We start from the raw sequence: 22481 nt of genomic DNA on the forward strand, positions 1-22481 counted from the left end.
GACTTAGTACTAAGTTTTAATTCTTACTGATTTATATTTAGATGAGAAAGAAGCGATCGCTAGTGCCTCCCCTACTCCCCCTACCTTAAAAGATAAATTTCCTTAACCCAAGCGTATGGAGATATAAGTAGTCTGTCCTTTGCTTGTAGCCGTAGTTTGTTCGATAAAAAAAGGCGATTTGAGGGCTGACATGCTTAAGCAAGGAGCGATGCCTACGGTGGTAAACTACACACTATTTTTTCGATCCCTTCAAAAGTTTTTAATGCCTCTGATGATGTATTTTTATACAAGATTGATGTGATCTCTTTTGTGGCGGCTTGTAAACGTTGTTTTTCCTCGAAGGTCATCGGTTTAGCCCAAATTTATGTTGTATAGTCCTTATACTACACTTTCCTTTGGTATTTTTGCATAAGTAGAATGCTCCCTGTTGATTAGTCATTAGTTAATCACGAATGGCAAAGTCCACTTAACTTATGAGTAAGCTAGTTGTCTTCAGCTTCTTGGGAGGAGATTTAAATCAAGGATTTCCTGTTGTCACGGCTCAACTTTGGTCTCATAACCAATTTGTACCTGTGAAATTAACAGGGAGTCTACCACCAGCACCAGAACTAAGCGAACTCTACCGCAGATGGCAGTTACTCTACGCAGCAGTTCATCAACGCCTGGGTAGCAATCACCGTATAAAAGTACATTTGCAAGATATAACCAATATTTCTGTCAATGACTTCGATGAAATGTGTCAACAGCTACAAGCAAGTATCAATGCTTGGTTGAAATTTGAGCCATTTCAGAATATTGAACGGCAGTTGAGAACTCTACTCAGTCGTAATGATGAAATTAGAGTCATTATTGAAACAAATATAGTTCTATTGCATCGTTTGCCTTGGCATCTATGGCATTTTTTTGAAGATTACTCGAAAGCGGAATTAGCTTTGAGCAATCATGAATATGAATCTCCTCAGCTATTACAAAAATCTCCTACAGGTAAAGTCAAAATTTTGGCAATTCTAGGCAATAGAGTTGGTATTGATATTGATAAAGACGCCTTTTTGTTACAAGGTTTAACAGATGCCAAAACCACCTTTCTTATAGAACCAACACGGCAAATACTTGACGAGTATCTATGGAATCAGGATTGGGATATTCTATTTTTTGCCGGACATAGCACTAGTCTTGTTGACGGAGAGATTGGGGAAATTTACATCAATCAAACAGAAAGTTTAGCAATTTCGCAATTGAAACATGCACTTAAGGCAGCAATTAGACGCGGTTTAAAACTGGCAATTTTCAATTCTTGTGACGGAATTGGTTTAGGACGAAATTTAGCCGATTTAAATATTCCCCAAATGATTGTAATGCGGGAAGGAGTGCCAGATTTAATAGCACAGGAATTTTTAAAAAACTTTCTTACTGCCTTTGCAGATAACAAACCATTTTACTTGGCTGTGCGAGAAGCACGAGAAAGACTTCAAGGACTGGAAAATGAATTTCCTTGTGCCAGTTGGTTGCCAGTGATCTGTCAAAATCCTACAACTGTTCCTACTACGTGGCAAGAACTGCATGGCAATTTTGGTAATACTAAATTTGTGGGTAAAGTTTCGACAAAAGGTAAAATTGCGACATCAAAATCTAAATTTTGGAATGTACTACTTAGTACTTTTCTTGTGGCTGTTTCAACAGTAGGTTTGAGATACTTGGGAGTCTTTGAGAAAATCGAACTGCAAACTTTCGATCGAATGCTACAGATGAGACTCAAGGAAGATCCAGATCCAAGGTTGATAATTGTAGAAATTACTGAAAAAGATATTCAATCACGACAAGAGATGACCAAAGGACTAAAATCCATTTCGGATAGTACGTTAGCTAAATTGCTTAACAAATTACAAAAGTATCAACCGCGAGTTATTGGATTGGATATTTATAGAGACTTGGCTGACCCCCCAAACAAATCAAATCTAATACAATTTCCGACTGAACTTAATAAAGAGAACGTTGTTGTTGTCTGCAAAAGCACCGATAGTAAATACGATCCCCTAGGTGTTAAACCTCCAAAAGACGTACCTGTAGCACGTCAGGGTTTTACTGATGCAATTCAAGACCCAGATGGTATTGTCCGTCGGCAAATTTTGATGATGGCACAAGAGCCTTCTTCAACTTGTACAACGCCTTATTCGTTCTCATTGCAATTAGTTGCTCGTTACTTATCTTACGAAAATATTAAACCTAAATTTAATGAGGATTATGTACAGTTTGGCTCTAAAGTATTTAAACGTTTAAAACCTAGTCGCAGTGGTGCCTATCAACAAGGAGTTGATTTAGGCGGAAATCAAATACTTGTTAATTACCGTAATACAGATTATCAGAAAATTTCCCTTGATGATGTATTGAGTAATAAATTTGATCGTAAATCATTTAAAGATAAGGTAGTTATCGTTGGAGTGACAGCTAATACAGTCAGCGATACTTGGTCAACTCCCTACAGTACTGCACAACAAGATTACCAAGAAATATCAGGGGTATTTATACAAGCACAAATGGTTAGCCAAGTTTTGAGTGCAGTTTTAGACCAACGTCCAATTCTTGGGGTTTTGCCTTACTGGGGCGATATTCTCTGGATATGCGGCTGGTCTGTAGTTGGGAGTTTGATTATTTGGCGTGTTCGTTTGCTCTCACATAAAGGATGCGCTATCTTTGTGACGGTTGTCATATTATATGGAGTCTGTGCGATCGCTCTTTTAAAACAAGGGCTATGGACACCATTTATTCCTTCTGCCTTTGGCGTAGTTGTAAGTGGTGTTTTCGTTATATTTATTCCAAGTTGCCAGGAATTTTCTGCTACTCCACAATCATTAGTTGAGTAATGTCAAACTAGTAAAAATTAAAGGCATAAATTGCTAAAAAGGGGAGGACTTTGACTCGGTAAAGCGAACATTTACACTCCTCCCTGCCAGACAAAAATCGTCAAATCTAGGGGTTTTCTGCCAATCAACTTTGATTCGCACTGCCGCTACCCTTACTGATAGTTGACCGCGGGCAATTTCTGGCGGTGGTTCTACAACATATTGCCCAACTTCAACACGACCTGTACCTGCTCTGATTGTCTCTACTCATCCTTTCCATTGAACATTACTTGAGTTATTAAGGTTGATTTGGGCTTCTTGTCCCATGACAAGTTTATTAGCATCATTCTCATTTATGAATGCTTTTATTCAAAGATTCTGACAGTTGAGTAACTGAATAATCGATTTATTAGCTTCGACTATTTCCTGGGGCTGGTAATCAATTGACCAGATCACGCCTGTTGTTGGTGTTAGAACCAAGACGTTTTGTTGAAAGAGCAATTGAGAACATAAAACCAGGAGGCTTAACTCGACGAACCCATAGTCGTTTGGGCAAATTTCCTTTTTCAACTTGCCGAATCAAATTTTTAGTCCAGTCGCCTATTGCACCAATTATTAAATGAATTTCTGATTCGTCCGTTTGTTTGCTGAAACTCGTTCCTGCAACTGAAAAGGAATGCCATTCAATACCATCTAGACTAATTCGAGCAAATGTCCCGACATCAGCCCTTCCTGGAAGAGTTATAACTAAAACCCCTTCAGATGGACAGTGCATCCTAAAATTATCAAAACACTGCACACTTATCCAAGGTAAAAATATACTGAAAACCATCAGCGCGATCATCAGTAAAACTGGATTAGTTAATAAAGTTTCTAGAGGATAAGCTTGGTTGAGAGCGATGATAAATTGAAATCTAATTTAATGCAAGATGAGAATACTTAAACAAGACCATCCCAGATAGCGATGGCTGATTTCAAACGTGTCATGGAACTTATGGCGGAATGGGGGAATAGCAGTGAGGATAATAATAAATAAAAGTGTTAACAGTATACTGGATGTAGCAATTGATATAGGATCGCTAGATGTAGCCATTGATAGAGGATCGCTTGGGTTTCCCAACTGCTGCAATACATCAACAATGAGCCAGAGAAAACCCCAAGTAGCACATGAGGCGTGAACGCCACCGATGTAATGAACGCCACTATTAAGATAGTATTTACCATAAACAATCTTTACCGAAGTCCATACTGCCAAACGATACAATAAATGCAAAATCAGTTCATTACGGACTAAAACAGCTACTAGTATATTGCTGACACTAAAAATTGCCGTTGAAATGTCAGTCAAATATATATATTGTTTCGTAAAAAATAACTAAAAGTAAAATATTGATGCTAGAAACCAAAATCCACCAAAAAACATGCATATTAAAGTTTTACATGAACATAAATCTGTCTCTTAATGTCAATGTCACAAATCCGTTATTAACCTTGCCTTGCGAAGTACAAATTGCAGTACAGTTTCTTCGCGGGTAATAATATCAACTCTGCCATCCATACCCAATTGAATTTGACATTTCTTTGTACTGCGACCTAAAGCAAGTTTCTCTGGTTCAATTGTGACTTCGTAAAAAGCACCTACAGCAGTTGCTTTTGGGATAGAGTTCGTATCAGTATCTGCATCGTTTTTTTGCGAACTAACAGCATCAGGGGAAATCACTTTGACAACGCCATTGAGAGTACCGTAATCAGGATAAGCACAAGCACTAACTCGCATTTGCACTTTTTGACCGACTTTTATCTTACCTTTTTCCTCAGAACCGACAGCTGCTTTAATAACTAAAGGTGCATGACTAGGAACAATTTGCACAACTTCCTCCCCAGCCCGGAGAGTTTGACCAGGGTTTCTCAAATTGAGCTTGGAAATAATCCCGTCTGCTGTAGCGGTAATAGTAGTTTGCTTCAGGTCCATTTCGACTTGCTTGAATTCGCTAGTATCGCGCTCTAATTGTTTTTCTGTTTCAATTTTCTGTTTGAGAAGTTCTTGAAGTTCTCTTTCTAACGATGCTTTACTTACTTCCCCAGAAGCTTTTTCTTGAGCAATGCGTTCAGTCGCCATTGCTACCTCTGCATTGCTTGGGTTGAGGGCTACTTGAGTGCGATCGCGTTTAGCAATAGCCCCATTAACAGCTTGTTTTAGCCGTTCATTTGTTTTTTCTTGGGCCTGATAAGTTGCTTTTTGCGCCTGTACAGCTTGTTCTTGTTGTTTCACAGCCAACTGTACTTCTTCAAGTTGATCGCGCGATAATGCCCCTTGTTTGGCGGCACTGTCATATCGGTTCTGCTTTGATCTCGCGGCTCCTAAAGCAGCCTCAGTCGCATAGAGATTAGCTTGCGCTGATTGTAATTGTGCTTGCCCTGCGTATAATTCTTCTTGAGCCATTTTGACATTGGCTGATGCTTCTTGAAGTTCACTGATACTGGTAATTTTTTTGTCTTGATGATCGCGATCGCGTCCCTGCAATTCAGCTTTAGCAGAGGCGATAGTCCGATTAGTGCGATCGCTTTCGGCTCGAATTTGACTATCGATTGCATTAATTTGCGGAACGGTTTGAATTAGTTGTAACCTAGCTTGTTGAATATTGGTTTGCAGCTGGTTTTTTTTGGTTTGCAATCGAGAGTCATCAATAGTAGCAATTCTATCTCCTTTTTGCAGCGTTTGATTTTCTTTGACGTAAATATGCATTACCTGTCCTTCTGTTGCCGCCTGTACAATTGGCAATTCACCCGCAGGACGGACAACCGCTTGCCCTTTGACCGTAACTTTATATTTAACAACTGCAGCCACAGGAACAGCTAACGACAAGGCAAATAGGATAAATAGTCCGCCAAATGTAGTCCAACGGCTAATTGGTGGGAGAAACTCGTTATCTTGAACTAAGGGTAAAAAATTTTTTTGAGAGTTACTAATCATCAGTGTTGAGTAGATAAAAAATTATCAATAACCATTAACTAATTCTGAATAGCCAAAGAAGATTTCAAACTATTCTTAGAAGGATAAATATCATGAATAAAGCTTAAATGCTCTCTAGGAATATGACGTAATTCTTCTGGAGTTCCTTTGCCAACCCCTCCCCACAAGCGGCTATCCATTACCGGGATCTTTCTTAACATTTGCGAGAGTATTAACTCACGTTTTTTATAACCCTGATTAGTTCCTCGTTTATTCTCAATAAAAACCTAATTTTAGCGAGAATATTAAGAGCTAATTTGTCAAGTATGTCTGACACCTCATTGTTCAAGATGCTTACAAAACAGGCGTTTCAAGATTGTAAAGAAAGATGTGACTAATGGATAGCTGCAAGCGGGGGGAGGGGAGCTAAAGCGCAGCTTTTGCAGGGTGGGATTCCGGGTATTATGGTTAATTACCCGGACATCATATTAAATCTATGCTACACGAAAGAGGGAACTTAGACTGTCGTTTGCAATACCGCTTGGGGGACTAGAGTATAGTCCTGGTCCAAGAGTGGTCTGATACGTCGTAAAGTTGATGTCTCTATAGAACGCCCATGTACCCCGAATAATGGCAATAGATGAGGTTAGATCGTTGAAATTATCACCAACGAAGCGAAGACCATCACCTACTGATGCATTAACATTCAGATTAGTGTTGTTGAAGTCTATATCTCTATACAAAATTACATCTGGGTTGTTGCTCCCAGTATAGGCCACACCACCACTACAGGTAGCAGCATCTTCATCATTAAGTTCCTTGATGCTAGAAATTGCTTCAAAGCAGTTCTCTTTCATTTTTTTCTCCTAATTAAGTGTGAATACTTCTTTTTTTGGCATTGCATAACTCCAGCAGTAGACTGAAAAGTTTTTTAAAAGACTTACCAGCCGATTATTTGAGCTAAAAAACACCATTTGTTGAAATCCTCCCAGAATCTGCTTTTTGAGCAATCGGGTTGTGGATGGGCTTTTTTGCTATTAGCGATCGCTCTGGTCAGCCCCAGAAACATCGGTTAAAACTCGCATTATTTCATCAACTTAAAAAACTTTTCGTTCTACTGTCATGAGCTATGTTTCCATATTACTAAATAAGCACAAAAAAAATTCAATATTTACAAAAATTAAAAACCTCTAATACTCTACAATGGCGTCACTTTAGTTCACTCAGTTTGCAAGATAATATAGTCTTTTTACTGAAGATTTAGTTCTGTAAAAAGATTATATAATGAGTAGATGCAAAACATTTAATAACTATTAACTAATTTTGAATAACTAACGAAGATTTTAAACCATTTTTATCAGGATAAATCTCATCAAGAAAGCTTAAATGCTCTCCAGGAATATGACGTAATTCATCTGGAGTCCCTTGAATTTTTAAGCGTCCATCTTCAAGCAATACAATCCAATCAGCCCGTTTGATAACTTGAGGACGGTGGCTAATCATAATTGTAGTTTTGCCTTGACGGTGAGCAAGTAATCTATCCAAAACTTTAGTTTCACTTACTGGGTCAAGAGCGCCTGTAGATTCATCTAAAATTAATACAGGTGGGTCAGTAACAATTGCTCTAGCTATAGCTAATCTCTGCCTTTGTCCTCCAGAAAGATTTGCACCAAATTCGCCTAAAACAGTTTGATATTTATCAGGTAATTTACTAATAAATTCATCTGCACCAGCAATTTGACAAGCTTTGACTATCTGCTCAAAATTAATGTTGGGATAACTGAAGTGAAAATTTTCCACAATTGAACGACTCCAAAAATGAGGTTCTTGGGGAACTAACACGACTTGCTGTCGCAAACATTCTAAAGATAAGTCTTGCTGATTGTATAAACCATAACGGATATTACCAGATTGGACATCATATAAACCAGTAATTAATTTGCCAAGGGAGCTTTTGCCACAGCCCGATTGACCGATTAAGGCTATTACTTTACCACCAGGGATAGTTAAAGAAAAATTTTCTAACAGGTCAGTTCTACCAGCATGGTGAAAGTTAACTTGAGAACAAGTAATATCTGCATTGCCAGAAATTTCTGCCCAAGGTTTTTTAAAGTCATTTTCATCTTCTGGGGTAGCATCTATAACTTCTGTCAAGCGTTGAACGACAATTTGAGCAGTGATAAATTGATCGATTAGCCCGACTACTGACGTTAAAAACCCCAGAAAGCTGCCACTCATACCACTGTACGCCAGCAGTTGACCGATGGATAATGTCTGATTAATCACCAAACTAGAACCTAACCAGAGTATGCCAATACTCGTCAATTTGGAAAGAATACTTGTGACTGTGCTGCTGTAAAGCCCCAACTTCATCGTAGTCCAGCCTAAGTTAGCAATGCGGCCAAAATTTGTCTGATACTCTTGCCAAGCTTGAGGAGTTGCTTGGGTAGTTTTGAGGACTTGAACACCGCGAAAGGTTTCGACTAAAAAGCCTTGATTTTCCGTACCTTTGACGATGAGGCTGCGGGTTTTCTGGCGTAAGGCGGGAAGAAAAAGCAGGTTGACAAGAGTGACGATGATAAAAGAAGTGACGGAAGCTAGAGTAAGTTCCCAACTATAGAAAAGCATGAAACCCAAGGAAACCATAGCCACAAAAAATTGACTGGGTAAACCAAGGACAATTTGAGAAACGAGATTATTGATGGTATGAACATCAGCAATCCGGCTAACGACTTCCCCACTGCGACGTGCTTCAAAATATGATAGGGGTAAGCGCAACAGTTTTCGGCCGTATTCTAGAATTAGCCCGTATTGCAACCGTTGACCAAAATGACCAATCAGGTGAGCTTGTACTAAACCTATGGCACTTTGAATTAGGTTCATAGCAATGACGCCAATTGCTACTGTTGTTAGCAGTTGGGTATCTCCTCGTACTAGCACGTCATCGGTGAGGAGTTGCATCATTAAAGGGGAGGCGAGGGACAATAGCCCGATCGCAAAGTTGATGGCGATCGCCTGAATCAAAAGGTTACGATAGGGTAATATCCGGGCAATAAAGCGCCCAAAACCGCCAATTTGATCTTCTGATTGCTGATAGAAGCGGCTGTCATCTGGCATCAGCAGCAGCATTACGCCATCACTCCAACCCGCCATTAACTCTTTTAGGGTAAGATAACGGATACCAACTCCGGGGTCAGAAATAATACATTTTTTCCCTTTTAGCCCGTAAAATACTACCCAGTGGTAGCCTTTCCAGTGAATGATTGCGGGCAAGGGAACTTCATTTAATTTCTCTAGTAGTTGTGCGGTGGCTTGGACTTGACGAGCATGGAATCCCAGAGTTTCTGCTCCCCGTCTCAAACCTAACAAGGTGGTTCCCCGCGAACCTGTGCCGACTGCTTCTCGCACGCGGTTGAGGGCAAAGGTGCGTCCGTAAAATTTGCAAACTGTGGCTAGGCTTGCAGCACCGCAATCTTCTTCGCTGTGTTGGAGAACAACCTGGTATTTCATAGTTAAATTACTGAAGTTTTTGATGCCGTAGGGGCAACACAGATCAATACACTTATTCAACTGCCTCAGGAATCTATATTCTGAGGCAGCTTTGAACTCTAGACAAAAATCACTAGATAAGGTTATAGGGAAGTCAAAACCTTCTGATTCTTAATTGGTAGCAGTGACATGATTTTATTCATTTGATTCAGTAACGCTAATTTTTTAATATCCTCACTTGTGCATAAGTTCATTGTCCTGACACTTACACGACAATGCCTTTGACGCAATATAGACGATTAAGTAATATAAAGTTCGGATGATGGGTGCAAAAACTCATACTCCACCTGCGGCATCTCTGTTGCAAGTTAGAGAGGGGATGAGGGAAGTTTTAACAGAGGTCTGAGATAGTAAAATGCCTCAGAAATGGATGACTAGTCTGAGGCTATTTTACTATCTAAGCAAAGTTTCTAGAACGGATGCACAGAAGTCAAATCTATGCTAGGCGTCTGAGAGAACTATAGGCGTGTGAGAGAACTAATCCAGTCGTTTGGAATACCAACATTAGGAACAAACGAGTATCGTCCTGGTCCCAAAGTTACAGACGGACCGGTAAAGTTTATGTCTCTATAAAACTTCCATCTTTCATTCCCTGTAATAATAATAGATGAGGTTTCGTCGTTGAAATTGTTATCAACGAGGTTGGAATCACCGTTATAATACTTTATGCCTCCTCCCTTATAGTTAATATCCCGGTATATACTTGCACTACCTCCACCACAAGTAGCAGCAACCTCATCGCTAAGTTCCTTCACTGCGCTGAAGCTCAATTCTGCTAAAGATTTATTGCTCATATCTACTCCGTAGTTGTTGATGTTAGACATTGTTTTCTCGTGAGTTTTAGATTGGGCTTTGAACTGAGAGGTTGTTTGAAAAGTGTTTCGCTGTCACTTTAGACACTTTTAGATCCTCCCTAACCCACGCCAATTGCTCCACTTGGGGAGACTTTGAGACTGCGCCCTTGCGGTTTCCCGACTTGTACCCCTGCGGGGAAGCAAGCTACGCGCAGCGTCTCCCCTTCTCCCAAAGGGAGAGGCTAGCGCCAAGGGAGAAGCACGTGGCGTGGGTTAGGGGGGATCTAGAACTTTTGATCCCGATAAGAAGACTTTTCAAACATCCTCTGAAGGTAAAGTTGTTTTCTTTCTTCTGATTGTTAATTGGTAGCAATGACATAAGTTTATGCACTGTTAAGAATCAGAGTTTTTTTAGCTTTGCCTTGTGATTTTTAATTGTTAGCAGTGACAAGCAAGCAATTTCCAGAATGAATACTGCCATGACTGCTTCAAAAAATCATACTTTGAGGCAGTTTTGCTATCTAGACAAAATACCTATAAAAGTTGCAGTCAATCTCACTCTACGCTATACGCGAGAAAGATGAGATTGTGTCGTTACCAATATTAAGGGTTCTAGCATCAGAATATGTTCCACGACCGAGAGTAATTGTCGTGCCCTGGAAGTTGGCATCTGCATAGAATGTCCAAATTCCCTCGTTAACTACAATTGAGGATACTTGGTCATTATTCAGGTTACCTACATAAGGAGAACTACTATCTGTAAGAATGATTGGGCCCTGAAAATCGATATCCTGATAAAGTTCTAATGCGGAACCACCTTGAATAGTAGCAGCCTTTTCACAGATGAGTTCTTGAAAAAGTACATCATTCTTCATATCTACTCCATGCTTATTGATGTTATACATTTTTCTCTCTCGAATTCTAAATTGGGGTTTTAAATGAAGGTAATTGCTGATTTCTTAACCCAATCTGATTTTTAATCGATTCTTTTTTTGCCACATCTACCAATAGTATGAGATTCGTTCGCTAATGGATTTAAATTTAGTGCAAAAAATTCTCCCTCCAACGCTCTTTTATTACTCTAGGCAAAGAAAAATAAGGTTGTGCGGTAGCTTGGACTTGACGAGCATGGAATCCCAGAGTTTCTGCTCCCCGTCTCGTCTCAAACCTAGTAGTGTTGTTCCCCGCGAACCTGTGCCCACTGCTTCTCACACGCGGCTGACGGCAAAGGTGCGTCCGTAGTGTTTGGCAACTGTGGCAAGGCAGGCAGCACCGCAGTCTTCTTCACTGTGTTGGAGCACGATTTGGTATTTCATATCTGAGTCCAGTTGATATCTAAAAAAAGTAGGGGCGAAGTATGCCTCGCCCCACTGACTAGAGGACTAGAACTGAATTATCGAATCGTTGCTTTGATTGACGAAAAGACATCGTTTGTGTTTGGTGCGAATGACGGATATTCACCTGGGTCTAATGTCAAAACGTAACCAGAATAGTTGGCATCTGTCCAAAACTGCCATTGACCGGAGTAGACTTTAACTGACGATATTTTATCGTTCCAAAAATCACCGACGTAAGGCAAATCATTAGTAACGACACCTGAGGTAGTTTTTCCAAAGTTTATATCTTCATAAAATTCTATTGCTGCTCCACCCTGAATAGCAGCACCCTGCTCAGATGTCAGATCTTGAAAAAGTGGACTAAGTTCAATGTTGTTCATACTTACTCCGTGGTTGTTGATGTTAGACATTGTTTTTCTCCGGAATTTCAAATTGGAACTTGAACTGAAGGTAATCGCTGGTTTATTAACCCTTCTGATTCTTAATAGGTAGCAGTGACATGATTTTATTCACTGTTGGGAATCAGAGTTATTTCCGGCTTGCTAACCTTCCTGATTCTTAATAGGTAGCAGTGACATAATTTTATTCACTGTTAGAAATCAGGCGTTTTGGGCTAGTTTGACCTTCTAATTTTTAATTGGTAGCAGTCACATGATTTTATTCACTTGATTTAGTAGTGCCAATTTGGTAATATCCTCTCTTATGCATAAGTTGATTGTCCTGACACCTATACTCAATTAAGGCTTCCAAACTAAATTTCCTTTTCTATAAGAGATTGCAATGTCTTTTAAAACTGTGCGTTTGGACTGGTTACAAGGTCTAGGAATTGCGATTGGGAGTGCGATCGCCTTATATGCAAATATCTCAGTTGCCCAAATCACCCCAGACGGCACTCTGCCAAATAATTCCAACGTCACATTAGAGGGTAATACCAGAGTTATTGAAGGTGGAACCACAAGAGGAGGCAATCTGTTCCACAGCTTTCAGGAGTTCTCTATTCCCAATGGCTCAACAGCTTTGTTCAATAATGCACTGGATATTCAGAACATCCTGACACGAGTAACAGGTAAATCAATTTCTAATATTGATGGCTTAATTCGTGCTAACGGTAAAGCAAACTTATTCCTACTTAATCCCAATGGCATTATTTTTGGAAAAAATGCCCGATTAAATATTGGCGGCTCCTTTTCTGCAACTACAGCAAGCAGTTTCAAGTTTCCTAATGGCAGTACCTTCAGTGCTACTAATCCCCAAGCACCGCCATTATTGACGGTAAATATTACACCAGGGTTGCAATATGGAGCAAGTCAGTCAGGGGCGACTATTATTAATACCGGAAATTTAGCACCTCCGCAAGACTTGACATTAGTAGCTGACAAACTTGATTTGCAGGGACAGCTAAAAGCAGGAAGAAATTTAACACTGCAAGCTACTGATACAGTGCAAGTGCGAGACAGTGTGACGACTCCGTTTTTAGCTCAAGCAGGTAGTAATCTCACAATTGAGGGAAATCAAGGAATTGACATTTTAGCTCTCAATCATCCAACGCTGACATCGTTTATGAGTGGGGGCGATTTCAGCTTAATCAGTGATGGAATGATTTCTGGTGATGCTCGTTTTGCCAGTGGTGGGAATTTTTCGCTTAGGAGTGTATCGGGTGGATTGGCAAACTTTGTGAGCCTTTATGACCCAATAATCAGCAGTAATGGCGATGTGGATGTTGCAGGTAACTATACAGGAGCATCTTTGTTAGTTGAAAGCAAGGGTAATATTCGCTTTGGGAGTGATATAAATATTACTAGACCTGATACTGACGGTTTAGTTGTTGGACAAGATACCTCCATAAGCAAGAGTACAGCGTTAATTATGCGTTCTGGGCAGAATACTCTAGTTTATGGAGGTATCAATTCTGGTTCAGTACCTGCGTTTAGTAGTGGAACTGTGCCAGAGGGAATTACGCTAGGTGGAAATCTGCGCTTAGAGCAGTTTAATGGGGCTGGGGGGATAGTTAGCTTAACGACAGCATCCGGGGATGTGAGTACTCAAGAAATTATAACTAATGGGGGCGCGATCGCTATTAACAGTGCTGGGGCAATAAAAACCAATGAACAAGACTTGGTTACAATTAATGGCGCGAATAATGGAGGTGACATTAGCTTAAAAGCCACCAACGGCAACATTACTACTAATAAGTTGTTCTCTTACTCGCGTTCTAATTCTGGCAATGCGGGAAATGGAGGCAACATCAGCCTTGAAGCTAAAAACGGCAGTATTAACAGTGCTGGTTTTTACTCTTACTCGTACTCTACATCTGGCAGTACAGGAAATGGGGGCGCGATTAGCCTAAAAGCTGCTAACGGCATTACCATCAGCGTTTTGGACTCTTCCTCAGATTCTGATTTTGGCAGTGCGGGTAATGGGGGTCTAATTAACTTTGAAACCAACAACGGTAACATTGACATTGGCAATTTAGACTCTTCCTCAGATTCTGATTTTGGCAATGCGGGAAATGGAGGCAACATCAGCCTTGAAGCTAAAAACGGCAGTATTACTACGGGTAAACTCAACGCAAATACTTTTCTAATCAACTCTGGCAATGGCGGCAAGATTACGCTTCAAGCGGAGGGTGATATTACTACCACAGGAATGAGGTCAGATGGTGGTAAGTTTGGCATAAGCGGGGATATCACCATCAACAGTGACACAGGAACAATTTTGGTTAATGGCGGCGAGATTAACAGCGAGAACTATGGAACACTCAAGGGCGGTGATATCAACATCACAGCTACAGCAGGGTCGGTCTTCTTGAGGAATCGCGCTCAACTTTCTGCCAGCACTAGGGGACAAGGGGATGCAGGCAGTGTAAATATATTTGCCCGCGATACCGTCTCATTTGATGATATTAGTGCGGCATCTACAAGCACAGAGACTAACTCCACAGGCAACGGTGGTGATATCAACATCACAGCTACAGCAGGATCGGTCTTCTTGAGGAATGGCGCTCAACTTTCTGCCAACACTAGTGGACAAGGGGATGCAGGGAATGTGGTAATTAATGCACGTGAGAAGGTTTCCTTTGATGGGGCTGTTGCTATTATCTCCCCCAACGGTGCTTTCATACCCTTCCGCAGCGGTGCTTTCAGCAACGTACAACAGACTGGAGTTGGAAAAGGTGGAAATATTCAAATTAGCGCTGATTCTGTATCTGTAACCAATGGCGCTCAACTTTCTACCAGTATCTATGGACAAGCGGATGCAGGCAACAGTGGTGGCATTAGCATTGACACTGGGACGCTCACCGTTGCTAATAATTCTGAACTTAATTCTAGCATTACTCCCGGTGGAAGAGGTCGGGCAGGCGATATTAACATCAAAGCCCGCGATTTAGTTTTATTTGATGGTGGGTTTGCACTTAGCAGGTTGGAAAAAGGAGGTAGTGGTAGAGCAGGTAATATTCGCATCACCACAGATGGGTCTGTCCGGGTGACGGGTATCCCTTCAAGTGTTGCCAAAGACCAGATCGGTCAACTGGTGTCCGCCACTTTTGGAGAGGGGGATGCGGGCAGTATAACGATCAAAGCTGGTAATAACGTCGAGTTTGATGGTAGAGGCAGTGATGCATATACCCTTGTGGCTGCGGATAGGGGAGTGGGTAATGCGGGTAACATCACAATCGATAGTCAATCCCTCGCGGTGAGAAATGGTGCTAGATTGGTTGCTCGCACAGAAAATCGAGGAGATGCAGGCAGCGTCAACATAATTGCAAAGGATTCGGTTTCGCTTAACAATGGGTTCATTGACAGCCTAGTCACAAGAGAAGCAGTCGGCAAAGGTGGTGATATCAACATCAGAACTGGTTCTCTATCTTTAACCAATGGCGCTAAAATTCAAACCGATACCAGTGGACAAGGGAATGCAGGTAAGATTGAAATTAACGCCTCTGATTTCGTGGGTGTCTCCGGAAGCTCTGGACTATTTACATCTACCGCTTCCAATAGCGGTGGACAAGCGGGTGACATCACGGTGAATGTCCCAGAAATCCAACTATCTGGCTCCAATAGCGGTCTGTTCGCCCAAACAAGCGGTACAGGTAATGCTGGTAAACTTATTTTGCAACCTTTTGGTAATGAGCAAAACTTAAAAGTAAATTTCCAAAAAGGAGCGCAGATATCAGCATCTACCAGTAGTAGCGGTCAAGGTGGAACCTTAAGAATAACTGCCCCTGAATCTATTACCCTCACTGGCGATGGCTCAATTATATCTGCTGAAACTACAGGCGCTGGCAATGGCGGAGACTTAACTTTGAGTACAGGAAAGTTAGTAGCACGGGATGGGGCACAAGTTACAGTCAACAGCACAAATTCCGGGAAAGCTGGCAACCTAACTGTAGATGCTAACTCTATTTTGCTGGACAACAGCGCCAAAATTAACGCCGATACTCAAGGAGGTGGGGGAAATATCTTTCTCAATTCACCTTTATTATTACTGCGTCGTGGTAGCAGTATTACCACTAACGCCAGTGGTAATGATATCACTGCTGGTAACATCAAAATTGATGCCAAAAATGGCTTTATCGTCGCCGTCCCCCAAGAAAATAGCGACATTAAAGCAGATTCTGCTCAGTTCCGTGGCGGGAATGTCACTATCAGAAATGCTGCTGGTATCTTTGGCATCCAGTCTAGAAAAGAGCCTTCGTCAAACACAAGTGATATTAGTGCAAAAGGTGCAACTCCTGATTTAAGCGGCAATGTGCAAATCAACGCACCTGATGTAGACCCTAGTAACGGTTTAGTCGAACTCCCAATTAATCTAGTTGATGCTTCTAACCAAATTTCCACCGCCTGCACTCCTGGAACTCGGCAATTCCAAAATACATTTGTCGTAACAGGACGCGGCGGACTACCCATGAATCCCACTGAACTATTACAAGATTCAAGTACTGTGTCTGCGTGGGTGAAATTAAGACCAAAGTCAGAAAACTTGGCAAATACAACGCCTGTGCCAAAATCAACAGCAGTTTCAACTACTCCCATTGCTGCTACAATTCCAATTGTGGAAGCTTCTGGCTGGGTAATTAATCGTAATGGAAACATAGAACTAGTAGCACAAGTTCCTCAACTCAACCCCCACAGCCCTTGGCAAACACCTGCTTCCTGTCCTATATCTCAGGGAGATGTCAAATATGGCAAAACTTCAAGTGTCAAAGCGAGTAGTTAGATTTGCGGTAACTCCCGTACTCCTATTTACCTTTGCTGTTTTTCTGATTATTATCCCTAGCACATTCGCTAAACAACAAAAGACGAATTCACCAAACGGGTTTCACATCCAAACCAATAAACCCGCAGCCACAACACCACAGCAACTTCTTGAACAAGGAGAAGCACTTTATCAGACTGGGCGCTTTACTGAAGCCGTAATTATTTTACAACAAGCTGTCCGTACCTATCAACGAGAAAGCAATAACCTCGCACAAGCCGCAGCGCTGACTAACCTCTCTCTTGTATACCAGAAACTCGGCTCGTGGAAAGAAGCTTATGCAACTATTGACAATAGCTTAAATTTACTTGGCTGGGATGAGATAAATCAAAAGTTAAATGTTAAGAATCCAAAATCTGAATTGTTAGAAATTCTGGCACAAACTCTCAATATTCAGGGCGAATTGCAACTAGCACTAGGACAAACTAATGCATCTATAAAAACATCACAACAAGTAGAGCAAATCTGGAAGAAATTAGGTAATACTGCTGGAGTAACGCGCAGCCGGATTAACCAAGCACAAGCCCTACGAGTTGCTGGTTTTTACCGCCGGAGCTTGAATATATTAGAGGAAGTATCCAAACAGTTACAAGCTCAACCTGATTCTCTTGTAAAAGTAATAGCTTTGCGATCGCTTGGTAATGTTTTACAACAATTAGGCGAACTAGAGTCATCCCAGACAAACTTACAACAAAGCTTAGAAATCGCTCAACGTCTGCAACTACCTCTAGAAATTAGTTTGACGGAATTTAGTCTCGGTAATACTGCTAGGTCGTTAAGTAATATTAAAGATGCGATCGCTCATTATGAAAACGCTGCCAAAATTGCACCAAACCCTCTGGCCAAAGTTCAAGCCCTGATTAACCAGCTAAGTTTGCTGGTCGAAAACAAACGCATCACTGAAGCAAAGTCATTAATACCCATAATCCAATCTCAAGTCCCCAATCTGCCTACCAATCAAGCCGGTATTTATGCACGGATCAATTTTGCTCAGAATTTAACCACAATTGGTAACAGAAAAGACATTGCAGAGATTCTGGCAACTAGCGTTCACCAAGCCAAAATAATCGGTGATGAACGTGCCGAATCTTATGCACTGGGCAGCTTGGGAGAAGTTTACGAACATAACTTTCAATGGCAAGAAGCACAGGATTTGACGCAGCAAGCGTTGTTTACGGCTCAAAAAATTAATGCTTCAGATATAGCTTATCGCCTTGAGTGGCAGTTAGGACGTTTGCTCAAAGCACAGGGAAATATCGCAGCAGCCATATCTGCTTATGACGTTGCTGTAACAACTCTTCAGTCTCTTCGCAGCGATTTAGTTGCGGTTAATCGAGAGGTACAGTTCAATTTTCGCGATCGCATAGAACCTCTTTATCGGCAGTCTGTAGAGTTGATTTTACAAGAGAAAGGGCAAGGAAAACCAGATTTAGATAAAGCACGTCAGCGAATGGAAGCCTTGCAAGTCGCAGAACTCGACAATTTTTTCCGAGAAGCTTGCTTGAGTAACCAATTTGTAGTATTGGACAAAGTAGTAGACCGCGACAACCCGAATACTGCTATTTTTTACCCGATTATTCTAGATAATTATTTAGAAATTATTATCAAACTTCCCAATCAAACATTGATGCATAAAACTTCTAAAGTCAAACGTCAGCAAATTGAGCAAGTTATTACAAAAATACGAGAGACAATAGTCGAACCTGATGCTAATCTGCAATTTCAAGCAGTTTCTCTACAGCTTTATAACTGGTTAATTAAACCAGTTGAAACAGACCTCAAAAATAGTAAAGTTAATACTCTAGTCTTTATTCCAGATGGGTTGCTGCAAAATATATCGATGTCTGCATTGTATGATGGCAAAGAGTATTTAGTCCAAAAATACTCTATAGCTATTAGTCCCGGACTGCAACTATTTACTCCCCAACCTTTAGCACACAAAAAATTAAATGCCCTGGTTGGAGGACTATCACAACCACCCAAAAATGAAAAGTTTGCACCACTTCCCAACGTTAAGATTGAACTGAAATTAATTCAGAAATCAGGCGTATCGACAACTACATTATTGGATAAAAATTTTACCAGTACAAATTTAGCGAAAACTATCAACGCTCAAGCTTTTAGAGTTGTTCACTTGGCAACTCACGGGCAATTTAGCTCTAAAGCAAAAGACACTTTTATCTTAGCAGCTGATGGACGCATCAATGTGAGTGAATTAGATAGTTTGCTTAAAAGTAGAGAGCAAAAACTAACACAACCGGTTGAATTACTTGTTTTAAGTGCTTGCGAAACAGCAGCAGGAGATAACCGAGCTGCATTGGGATTAGCAGGAGTTGCCCTGCGTGCTGGTGCGCGGAGTACTTTAGCCTCCCTATGGCAAATTGGCGATAACTCTACAGTTTTATTTATTGAGGAATTTTACCGCCAGTTAGTGACTGGTAAAACTACGGCAGAAGCTTTACGCTTTGCTCAATTAAAATTACTTGAAGCTCCTGAATATAACCGTCCGATGTACTGGGCACCCTATGTTATAGTTGGTAATTGGTTGTAGAAAGATGGGCTTATAGATACTTTATTGGATATAAAATTATTAACGGGTTGGTAATTTTATTAAAGGCATGCTCGCAAGATTATCCAAATTGATTGATTGCAATAAACTTTGCCAATCTTTTTCAATAGATGCATCATTAGAATTAGAAATGCATATTTGTGCAAGCATATTTAAAGCGTCAAACCAAATCCCTTTTTCAGCATAGATTATAATTTTTTGTTGAGGCTCATTTACGGCTTCTAATTGTTGCATAACACGCTCATCTAAATTGATTCTTTTAATGTCGCCTTCTACATATACAGGAATGCTTGCTGTCTCTTGATTACAACGTACTTTTAAATACCAGCGATATGCCTTATCTACTTCTAATGAAGCAGTACTAGGAAGAGAAATACCAATGATACTTGGCTTTGAAGGTAGGGCGATCGCATTTCTATAAACATTATTTTCGGCGCTATCCTGTAAGCTAAATTCAGCACTTAAGTTAGACAAATCCTTAGTGTAGGGGATGTAAAACCAAAATGTAGGCCGTTCTAAAGTGGTTAGTCCCTCTACAGTCCCGATAATTGATTTGTTTGTCTGTTTGCCAACCTTTTGTTCCTCTTGAAATGGTATTAAGGCAGTGAGCGGGATTGAAACTGCAGGGCAATTATCTCGACTACCCATTCCTGCTCTCCGCCCAGATACAGGACTTAATGGAGCAGGTGCTTTTGGCAAAATAAAAACTGGTCGAGAAGTAGGTTGTTGAGGTAAAACAGGTGTTTTAACTGGTTGTGCAGGCTGTTTATTAGTAATTGGTTGTTTAGTTTGATCTGTTACTTGTGCTGAATATTGGGTAGTGCTGCTCAAAATCAGAGCAGTTGTTAAGATCCATTTCATTGACTTAACAGGTACGATTTTTGCTTGTTGCTATCGTCATCATAAAGGTTAACGTAGAATTTGGTTAAATTGATCATTACCATTTTTGCAGACGATCGCATTTTATTTGAATGGAAGTTGGCATGGCAAGCTTCAGCTTACAAAGCAATATCACCAAATGTCTGCATAAGATTGCGATCGCACGCTTCTGATGTCCCAAGATATTGATCAATTGCTGTACTGGTGGTTGTTCCAAGTATTCTTTGAGAATCACCAAGTCGTATCGCGCACTATAAAGCCTGCATCAGCCATTCCTGTGTATCCCATTAGAAAGCAATAATACCTAAAAGACCCCGCAGCAAAGCCGTGGGGTTTATTTCATTGGGCACATAGCTCCCTTAATAGTGCCTGGAATAAATACCAACTTTACAGGTAAAAAATTAGAAAAGTGTATAGACAACTACAATACTTGCTACCAACTAGGTGGTAAATTTTACGACTGATAAAGAGATAAAAAGCGATGAACTTAACACCCAATGAGTTAGAACGCTATCACCGCCAAATGATGCTTCCCAATTTTGGAGAGGCAGCACAAAAGCGCTTGAAGTCTGCAACAGTTTTGGTTACAGGTGTAGGAGGATTAGGCGGTACATCAGCACTTTATTTAGCAGTAGCAGGTGTTGGGCGGCTAATTCTAGTTCGGGGTGGTGACTTACGGCTAGATGATATGAATCGTCAGGTTCTGATGACAAATGATTGGGTAGGTAAGCCAAGAGTAATTAAAGCCAAAGAAACTCTGCAAGCTATTAATCCTGATATTCAGGTGGAAGCAGTTCATGATTACGTTACAAAAGAGAATGTAGATTCTTTAGTGCAATCTGCTGATGTAACTGTTGATTGCGCCCACAATTTCACAGAGCGGAACTTACTCAACCAAGCTTGCGTGCGCTGGCAAAAACCAATGGTGGAAGCTGCAATGGACGGAATGGAAGCTTACCTGACGACGATTATTCCTGGTGTTACTCCTTGTCTATCATGCTTATTCCCAGAAAAGCCGGATTGGAATCGGCGTGGGTTCTCGGTTCTCGGTGCTGTTTCTGGGACACTAGCTTGTCTTAGTGCATTAGAGGTAATAAAGCTGATTACTAAGTTTAGTGAACCCCTATTGTCACAACTGCTGACAATCGACTTAATGCGAATGGAATTTGCTAAACGACATTCTTATCACGATCCTTCATGTCTAGTGTGTGGTAGCAATTCTTGCTCGGAAAATTCGTAAATAACATCTTTATAAACAACCGAATCTACTCGATGAGCCAAGTCTTTCTTATTTTGACTCTTTAAATACTTCATAGTAGCTTACCATTACAATGACATTAATACTCTCGCAAGCAGATTACTTAAAACTACTATACCAAGCAGAAGTAATTCAGAATAATGATAGTTCAGATAATTTTGACATCACCAGAAAGTATCAATTTGGAGAAGGGTATTGGCGACAGATTCAGCTACGAGATAGCATATCTTTAGACATTTCCAACTATCAGCAGCCCAAATCATTAATTTTAAAATGTCATGGGCGAAAACATCCATTAGAATTTCGATTTTTTATTTTGGTAGAGAGCGAATTTAAAAACCTTGAGTTCAAGACCGGAGAATACTTTTTGAGTAGTAGTGGGATGGCATCTGAGTGTAATGTATTTGAGCCTAAATCACAGCGAATAGTAGAAGTAGCTGTTCACATACATCCAAATGCATTTCGCTACTTTACAGAAAATACATCTGGTAAACTTCCAAGAGAATTAGAACATCTTATTAGACGTTGGGATCAACCGACTTATGAACGCTATGGAACTCAAACTCCTGCAATGCAAATAGCAGTGCAGCAAATTCTTCAATGTCCCTACCAAGGTTTTATTAAACAAATTTATCTTGAAGGTAAGATTTGCGAACTGGTAGCAATGCTAGTCGATCAAGAGCTACAAATAAACCAAGGTTGCTTCCAAATTAATAAACTCAAGCCATCAGATATTGACTGCATCTACAATGTTAGAGAAATTCTGTTAAAACATTTAGACAACCCACCATCTCTTATTGAACTAGCACGACAAGTAGGTTTAAATGATTGCACAATGAAGCAAGGCTTTAAGCAGGTTTTTGGGACTACGGTGTTTGGCTATCTGCATCACTGCCGAATGGAACTAGCTTATAAGCTGCTTATTGAAAGAAATATGAATGTCACAGAAGTAGCCAGAACAGTAGGTTATGCTAGCTTACCTTCATTTAGTAATGCTTTTCGTAAGAAGTTTGGGGTAAGTCCTAAGTCCTGTCAAAGATAAAAAT

At 40.6% G+C, this 22481-nt stretch carries 16 protein-coding genes and 1 pseudogene; 6 read left to right on the forward strand and 11 right to left on the reverse strand.

The window, feature by feature from the left end; all coding sequences use genetic code 11:
- Window positions 1-473 precede the first annotated feature (473 nt).
- A complete protein-coding gene (locus tag V7K60_RS08145) occupies window positions 474-2861 on the forward strand; it encodes a CHASE2 domain-containing protein (RefSeq protein ID WP_334924464.1) in 2388 nt (795 codons plus the stop codon).
- A 418-nt stretch (window positions 2862-3279) separates the two neighbouring features.
- Here the strand turns inward: V7K60_RS08145 and V7K60_RS08150 are convergent, their stop codons facing one another.
- From V7K60_RS08150 to V7K60_RS08195, 10 genes and pseudogenes are all read right to left on the reverse strand, one after another.
- The gene (locus V7K60_RS08150) at window positions 3280-3615 is read right to left on the reverse strand and encodes a hypothetical protein (RefSeq protein WP_334924466.1); all 336 of its coding nucleotides are present in this window, start codon (window positions 3613-3615) and stop codon (window positions 3280-3282) included.
- 144 nt (window positions 3616-3759) lie between these two features.
- A complete protein-coding gene (locus tag V7K60_RS08155) occupies window positions 3760-4188 on the reverse strand; it encodes a hypothetical protein (RefSeq protein WP_334924468.1) in 429 nt (142 codons plus the stop codon).
- A 123-nt stretch (window positions 4189-4311) separates the two neighbouring features.
- The gene (locus tag V7K60_RS08160; RefSeq protein WP_334924470.1) at window positions 4312-5814 is read right to left on the reverse strand and encodes an HlyD family efflux transporter periplasmic adaptor subunit; all 1503 of its coding nucleotides are present in this window, start codon (window positions 5812-5814) and stop codon (window positions 4312-4314) included.
- 38 nt (window positions 5815-5852) lie between these two features.
- Window positions 5853-6014 (reverse strand): hypothetical protein, encoded by a 162-nt coding sequence (locus V7K60_RS08165; RefSeq protein ID WP_334924472.1) that lies wholly within the window; start codon window positions 6012-6014, stop codon window positions 5853-5855.
- Between the two features lie 273 nt (window positions 6015-6287).
- A complete protein-coding gene (locus V7K60_RS08170; RefSeq protein ID WP_334924474.1) occupies window positions 6288-6650 on the reverse strand; it encodes a beta/gamma crystallin-related protein in 363 nt (120 codons plus the stop codon).
- 460 nt (window positions 6651-7110) lie between these two features.
- A complete protein-coding gene (locus tag V7K60_RS08175; RefSeq protein ID WP_334924476.1) occupies window positions 7111-9303 on the reverse strand; it encodes a peptidase domain-containing ABC transporter in 2193 nt (730 codons plus the stop codon).
- A 497-nt stretch (window positions 9304-9800) separates the two neighbouring features.
- The gene (locus V7K60_RS08180; RefSeq protein WP_334924477.1) at window positions 9801-10166 is read right to left on the reverse strand and encodes a beta/gamma crystallin-related protein; all 366 of its coding nucleotides are present in this window, start codon (window positions 10164-10166) and stop codon (window positions 9801-9803) included.
- Window positions 10167-10696: 530 nt separating this feature from the next.
- Window positions 10697-11041 carry a beta/gamma crystallin-related protein gene (locus tag V7K60_RS08185; RefSeq protein ID WP_334924479.1) on the reverse strand — a complete coding sequence of 115 codons (345 nt, stop codon included), beginning with the start codon at window positions 11039-11041 and terminating at the stop codon, window positions 10697-10699.
- Window positions 11042-11237: 196 nt separating this feature from the next.
- Window positions 11238-11452, reverse strand: a pseudogene (locus V7K60_RS35165) (cysteine peptidase family C39 domain-containing protein); the annotation flags it as partial.
- 77 nt (window positions 11453-11529) lie between these two features.
- Window positions 11530-11883 (reverse strand): beta/gamma crystallin-related protein, encoded by a 354-nt coding sequence (locus V7K60_RS08195; protein WP_334924481.1) that lies wholly within the window; start codon window positions 11881-11883, stop codon window positions 11530-11532.
- A gap of 370 nt (window positions 11884-12253) precedes the next feature.
- Between V7K60_RS08195 and V7K60_RS08200 the strand changes: the two genes are divergently transcribed.
- Both V7K60_RS08200 and V7K60_RS08205 read left to right on the forward strand, forming a co-directional pair.
- Window positions 12254-16690, forward strand: coding sequence for a two-partner secretion domain-containing protein (locus V7K60_RS08200; protein ID WP_334924483.1), 4437 nt, complete (start codon window positions 12254-12256; stop codon window positions 16688-16690).
- Window positions 16656-19280, forward strand: coding sequence for a CHAT domain-containing protein (locus V7K60_RS08205; RefSeq protein ID WP_334924485.1), 2625 nt, complete (start codon window positions 16656-16658; stop codon window positions 19278-19280). Before V7K60_RS08200 ends, V7K60_RS08205 begins: the two co-directional genes overlap by 35 nt.
- A gap of 39 nt (window positions 19281-19319) precedes the next feature.
- Here V7K60_RS08205 and V7K60_RS08210 read toward each other — a convergent pair whose 3' ends face one another.
- Window positions 19320-20159 (reverse strand): DUF928 domain-containing protein, encoded by an 840-nt coding sequence (locus V7K60_RS08210; protein WP_334924486.1) that lies wholly within the window; start codon window positions 20157-20159, stop codon window positions 19320-19322.
- A 60-nt stretch (window positions 20160-20219) separates the two neighbouring features.
- On the opposite strand from V7K60_RS08210, the gene V7K60_RS08215 reads away from it, so the two are divergent.
- The 3 genes from V7K60_RS08215 to V7K60_RS08225 all read left to right on the forward strand — a co-directional run bounded on the left by V7K60_RS08215 (window position 20220) and on the right by V7K60_RS08225 (window position 22477).
- On the forward strand, window positions 20220-20366 hold the full coding sequence (locus V7K60_RS08215) for a hypothetical protein (RefSeq protein ID WP_334924488.1): 147 nt from the start codon (window positions 20220-20222) through the stop codon (window positions 20364-20366).
- 292 nt (window positions 20367-20658) lie between these two features.
- On the forward strand, window positions 20659-21417 hold the full coding sequence (locus V7K60_RS08220; protein ID WP_334924490.1) for a HesA/MoeB/ThiF family protein: 759 nt from the start codon (window positions 20659-20661) through the stop codon (window positions 21415-21417).
- Window positions 21418-21508: 91 nt separating this feature from the next.
- A complete protein-coding gene (locus tag V7K60_RS08225; protein ID WP_334924492.1) occupies window positions 21509-22477 on the forward strand; it encodes a helix-turn-helix transcriptional regulator in 969 nt (322 codons plus the stop codon).
- Window positions 22478-22481: the final 4 nt, after the last annotated feature.

The sequence above is a fragment of the Nostoc sp. genome, from assembly GCF_036917555.1.
Classification (GTDB): domain Bacteria; phylum Cyanobacteriota; class Cyanobacteriia; order Cyanobacteriales; family Nostocaceae; genus Nostoc.

Coding starts and splice junctions, on each gene's coding strand:
- V7K60_RS08205 (WP_334924485.1), top strand. CDS start 16,656: ATGGCAAAACTTCAAGTGTCAAAGCGAGTAGTTAGATTTGCGGTAACT.
- V7K60_RS08200 (WP_334924483.1), top strand. CDS start 12,254: ATGTCTTTTAAAACTGTGCGTTTGGACTGGTTACAAGGTCTAGGAATT.
- V7K60_RS08220 (WP_334924490.1), top strand. CDS start 20,659: ATGAACTTAACACCCAATGAGTTAGAACGCTATCACCGCCAAATGATG.
- V7K60_RS08160 (WP_334924470.1), bottom strand. CDS start 5,814: ATGATTAGTAACTCTCAAAAAAATTTTTTACCCTTAGTTCAAGATAAC.
- V7K60_RS08185 (WP_334924479.1), bottom strand. CDS start 11,041: ATGTATAACATCAATAAGCATGGAGTAGATATGAAGAATGATGTACTT.
- V7K60_RS08170 (WP_334924474.1), bottom strand. CDS start 6,650: ATGAAAGAGAACTGCTTTGAAGCAATTTCTAGCATCAAGGAACTTAAT.
- V7K60_RS08165 (WP_334924472.1), bottom strand. CDS start 6,014: ATGTTAAGAAAGATCCCGGTAATGGATAGCCGCTTGTGGGGAGGGGTT.
- V7K60_RS08210 (WP_334924486.1), bottom strand. CDS start 20,159: ATGAAATGGATCTTAACAACTGCTCTGATTTTGAGCAGCACTACCCAA.
- V7K60_RS08225 (WP_334924492.1), top strand. CDS start 21,509: ATGACATTAATACTCTCGCAAGCAGATTACTTAAAACTACTATACCAA.
- V7K60_RS08175 (WP_334924476.1), bottom strand. CDS start 9,303: ATGAAATACCAGGTTGTTCTCCAACACAGCGAAGAAGATTGCGGTGCT.
- V7K60_RS08195 (WP_334924481.1), bottom strand. CDS start 11,883: ATGTCTAACATCAACAACCACGGAGTAAGTATGAACAACATTGAACTT.
- V7K60_RS08145 (WP_334924464.1), top strand. CDS start 474: ATGAGTAAGCTAGTTGTCTTCAGCTTCTTGGGAGGAGATTTAAATCAA.
- V7K60_RS08150 (WP_334924466.1), bottom strand. CDS start 3,615: ATGCACTGTCCATCTGAAGGGGTTTTAGTTATAACTCTTCCAGGAAGG.
- V7K60_RS08180 (WP_334924477.1), bottom strand. CDS start 10,166: ATGTCTAACATCAACAACTACGGAGTAGATATGAGCAATAAATCTTTA.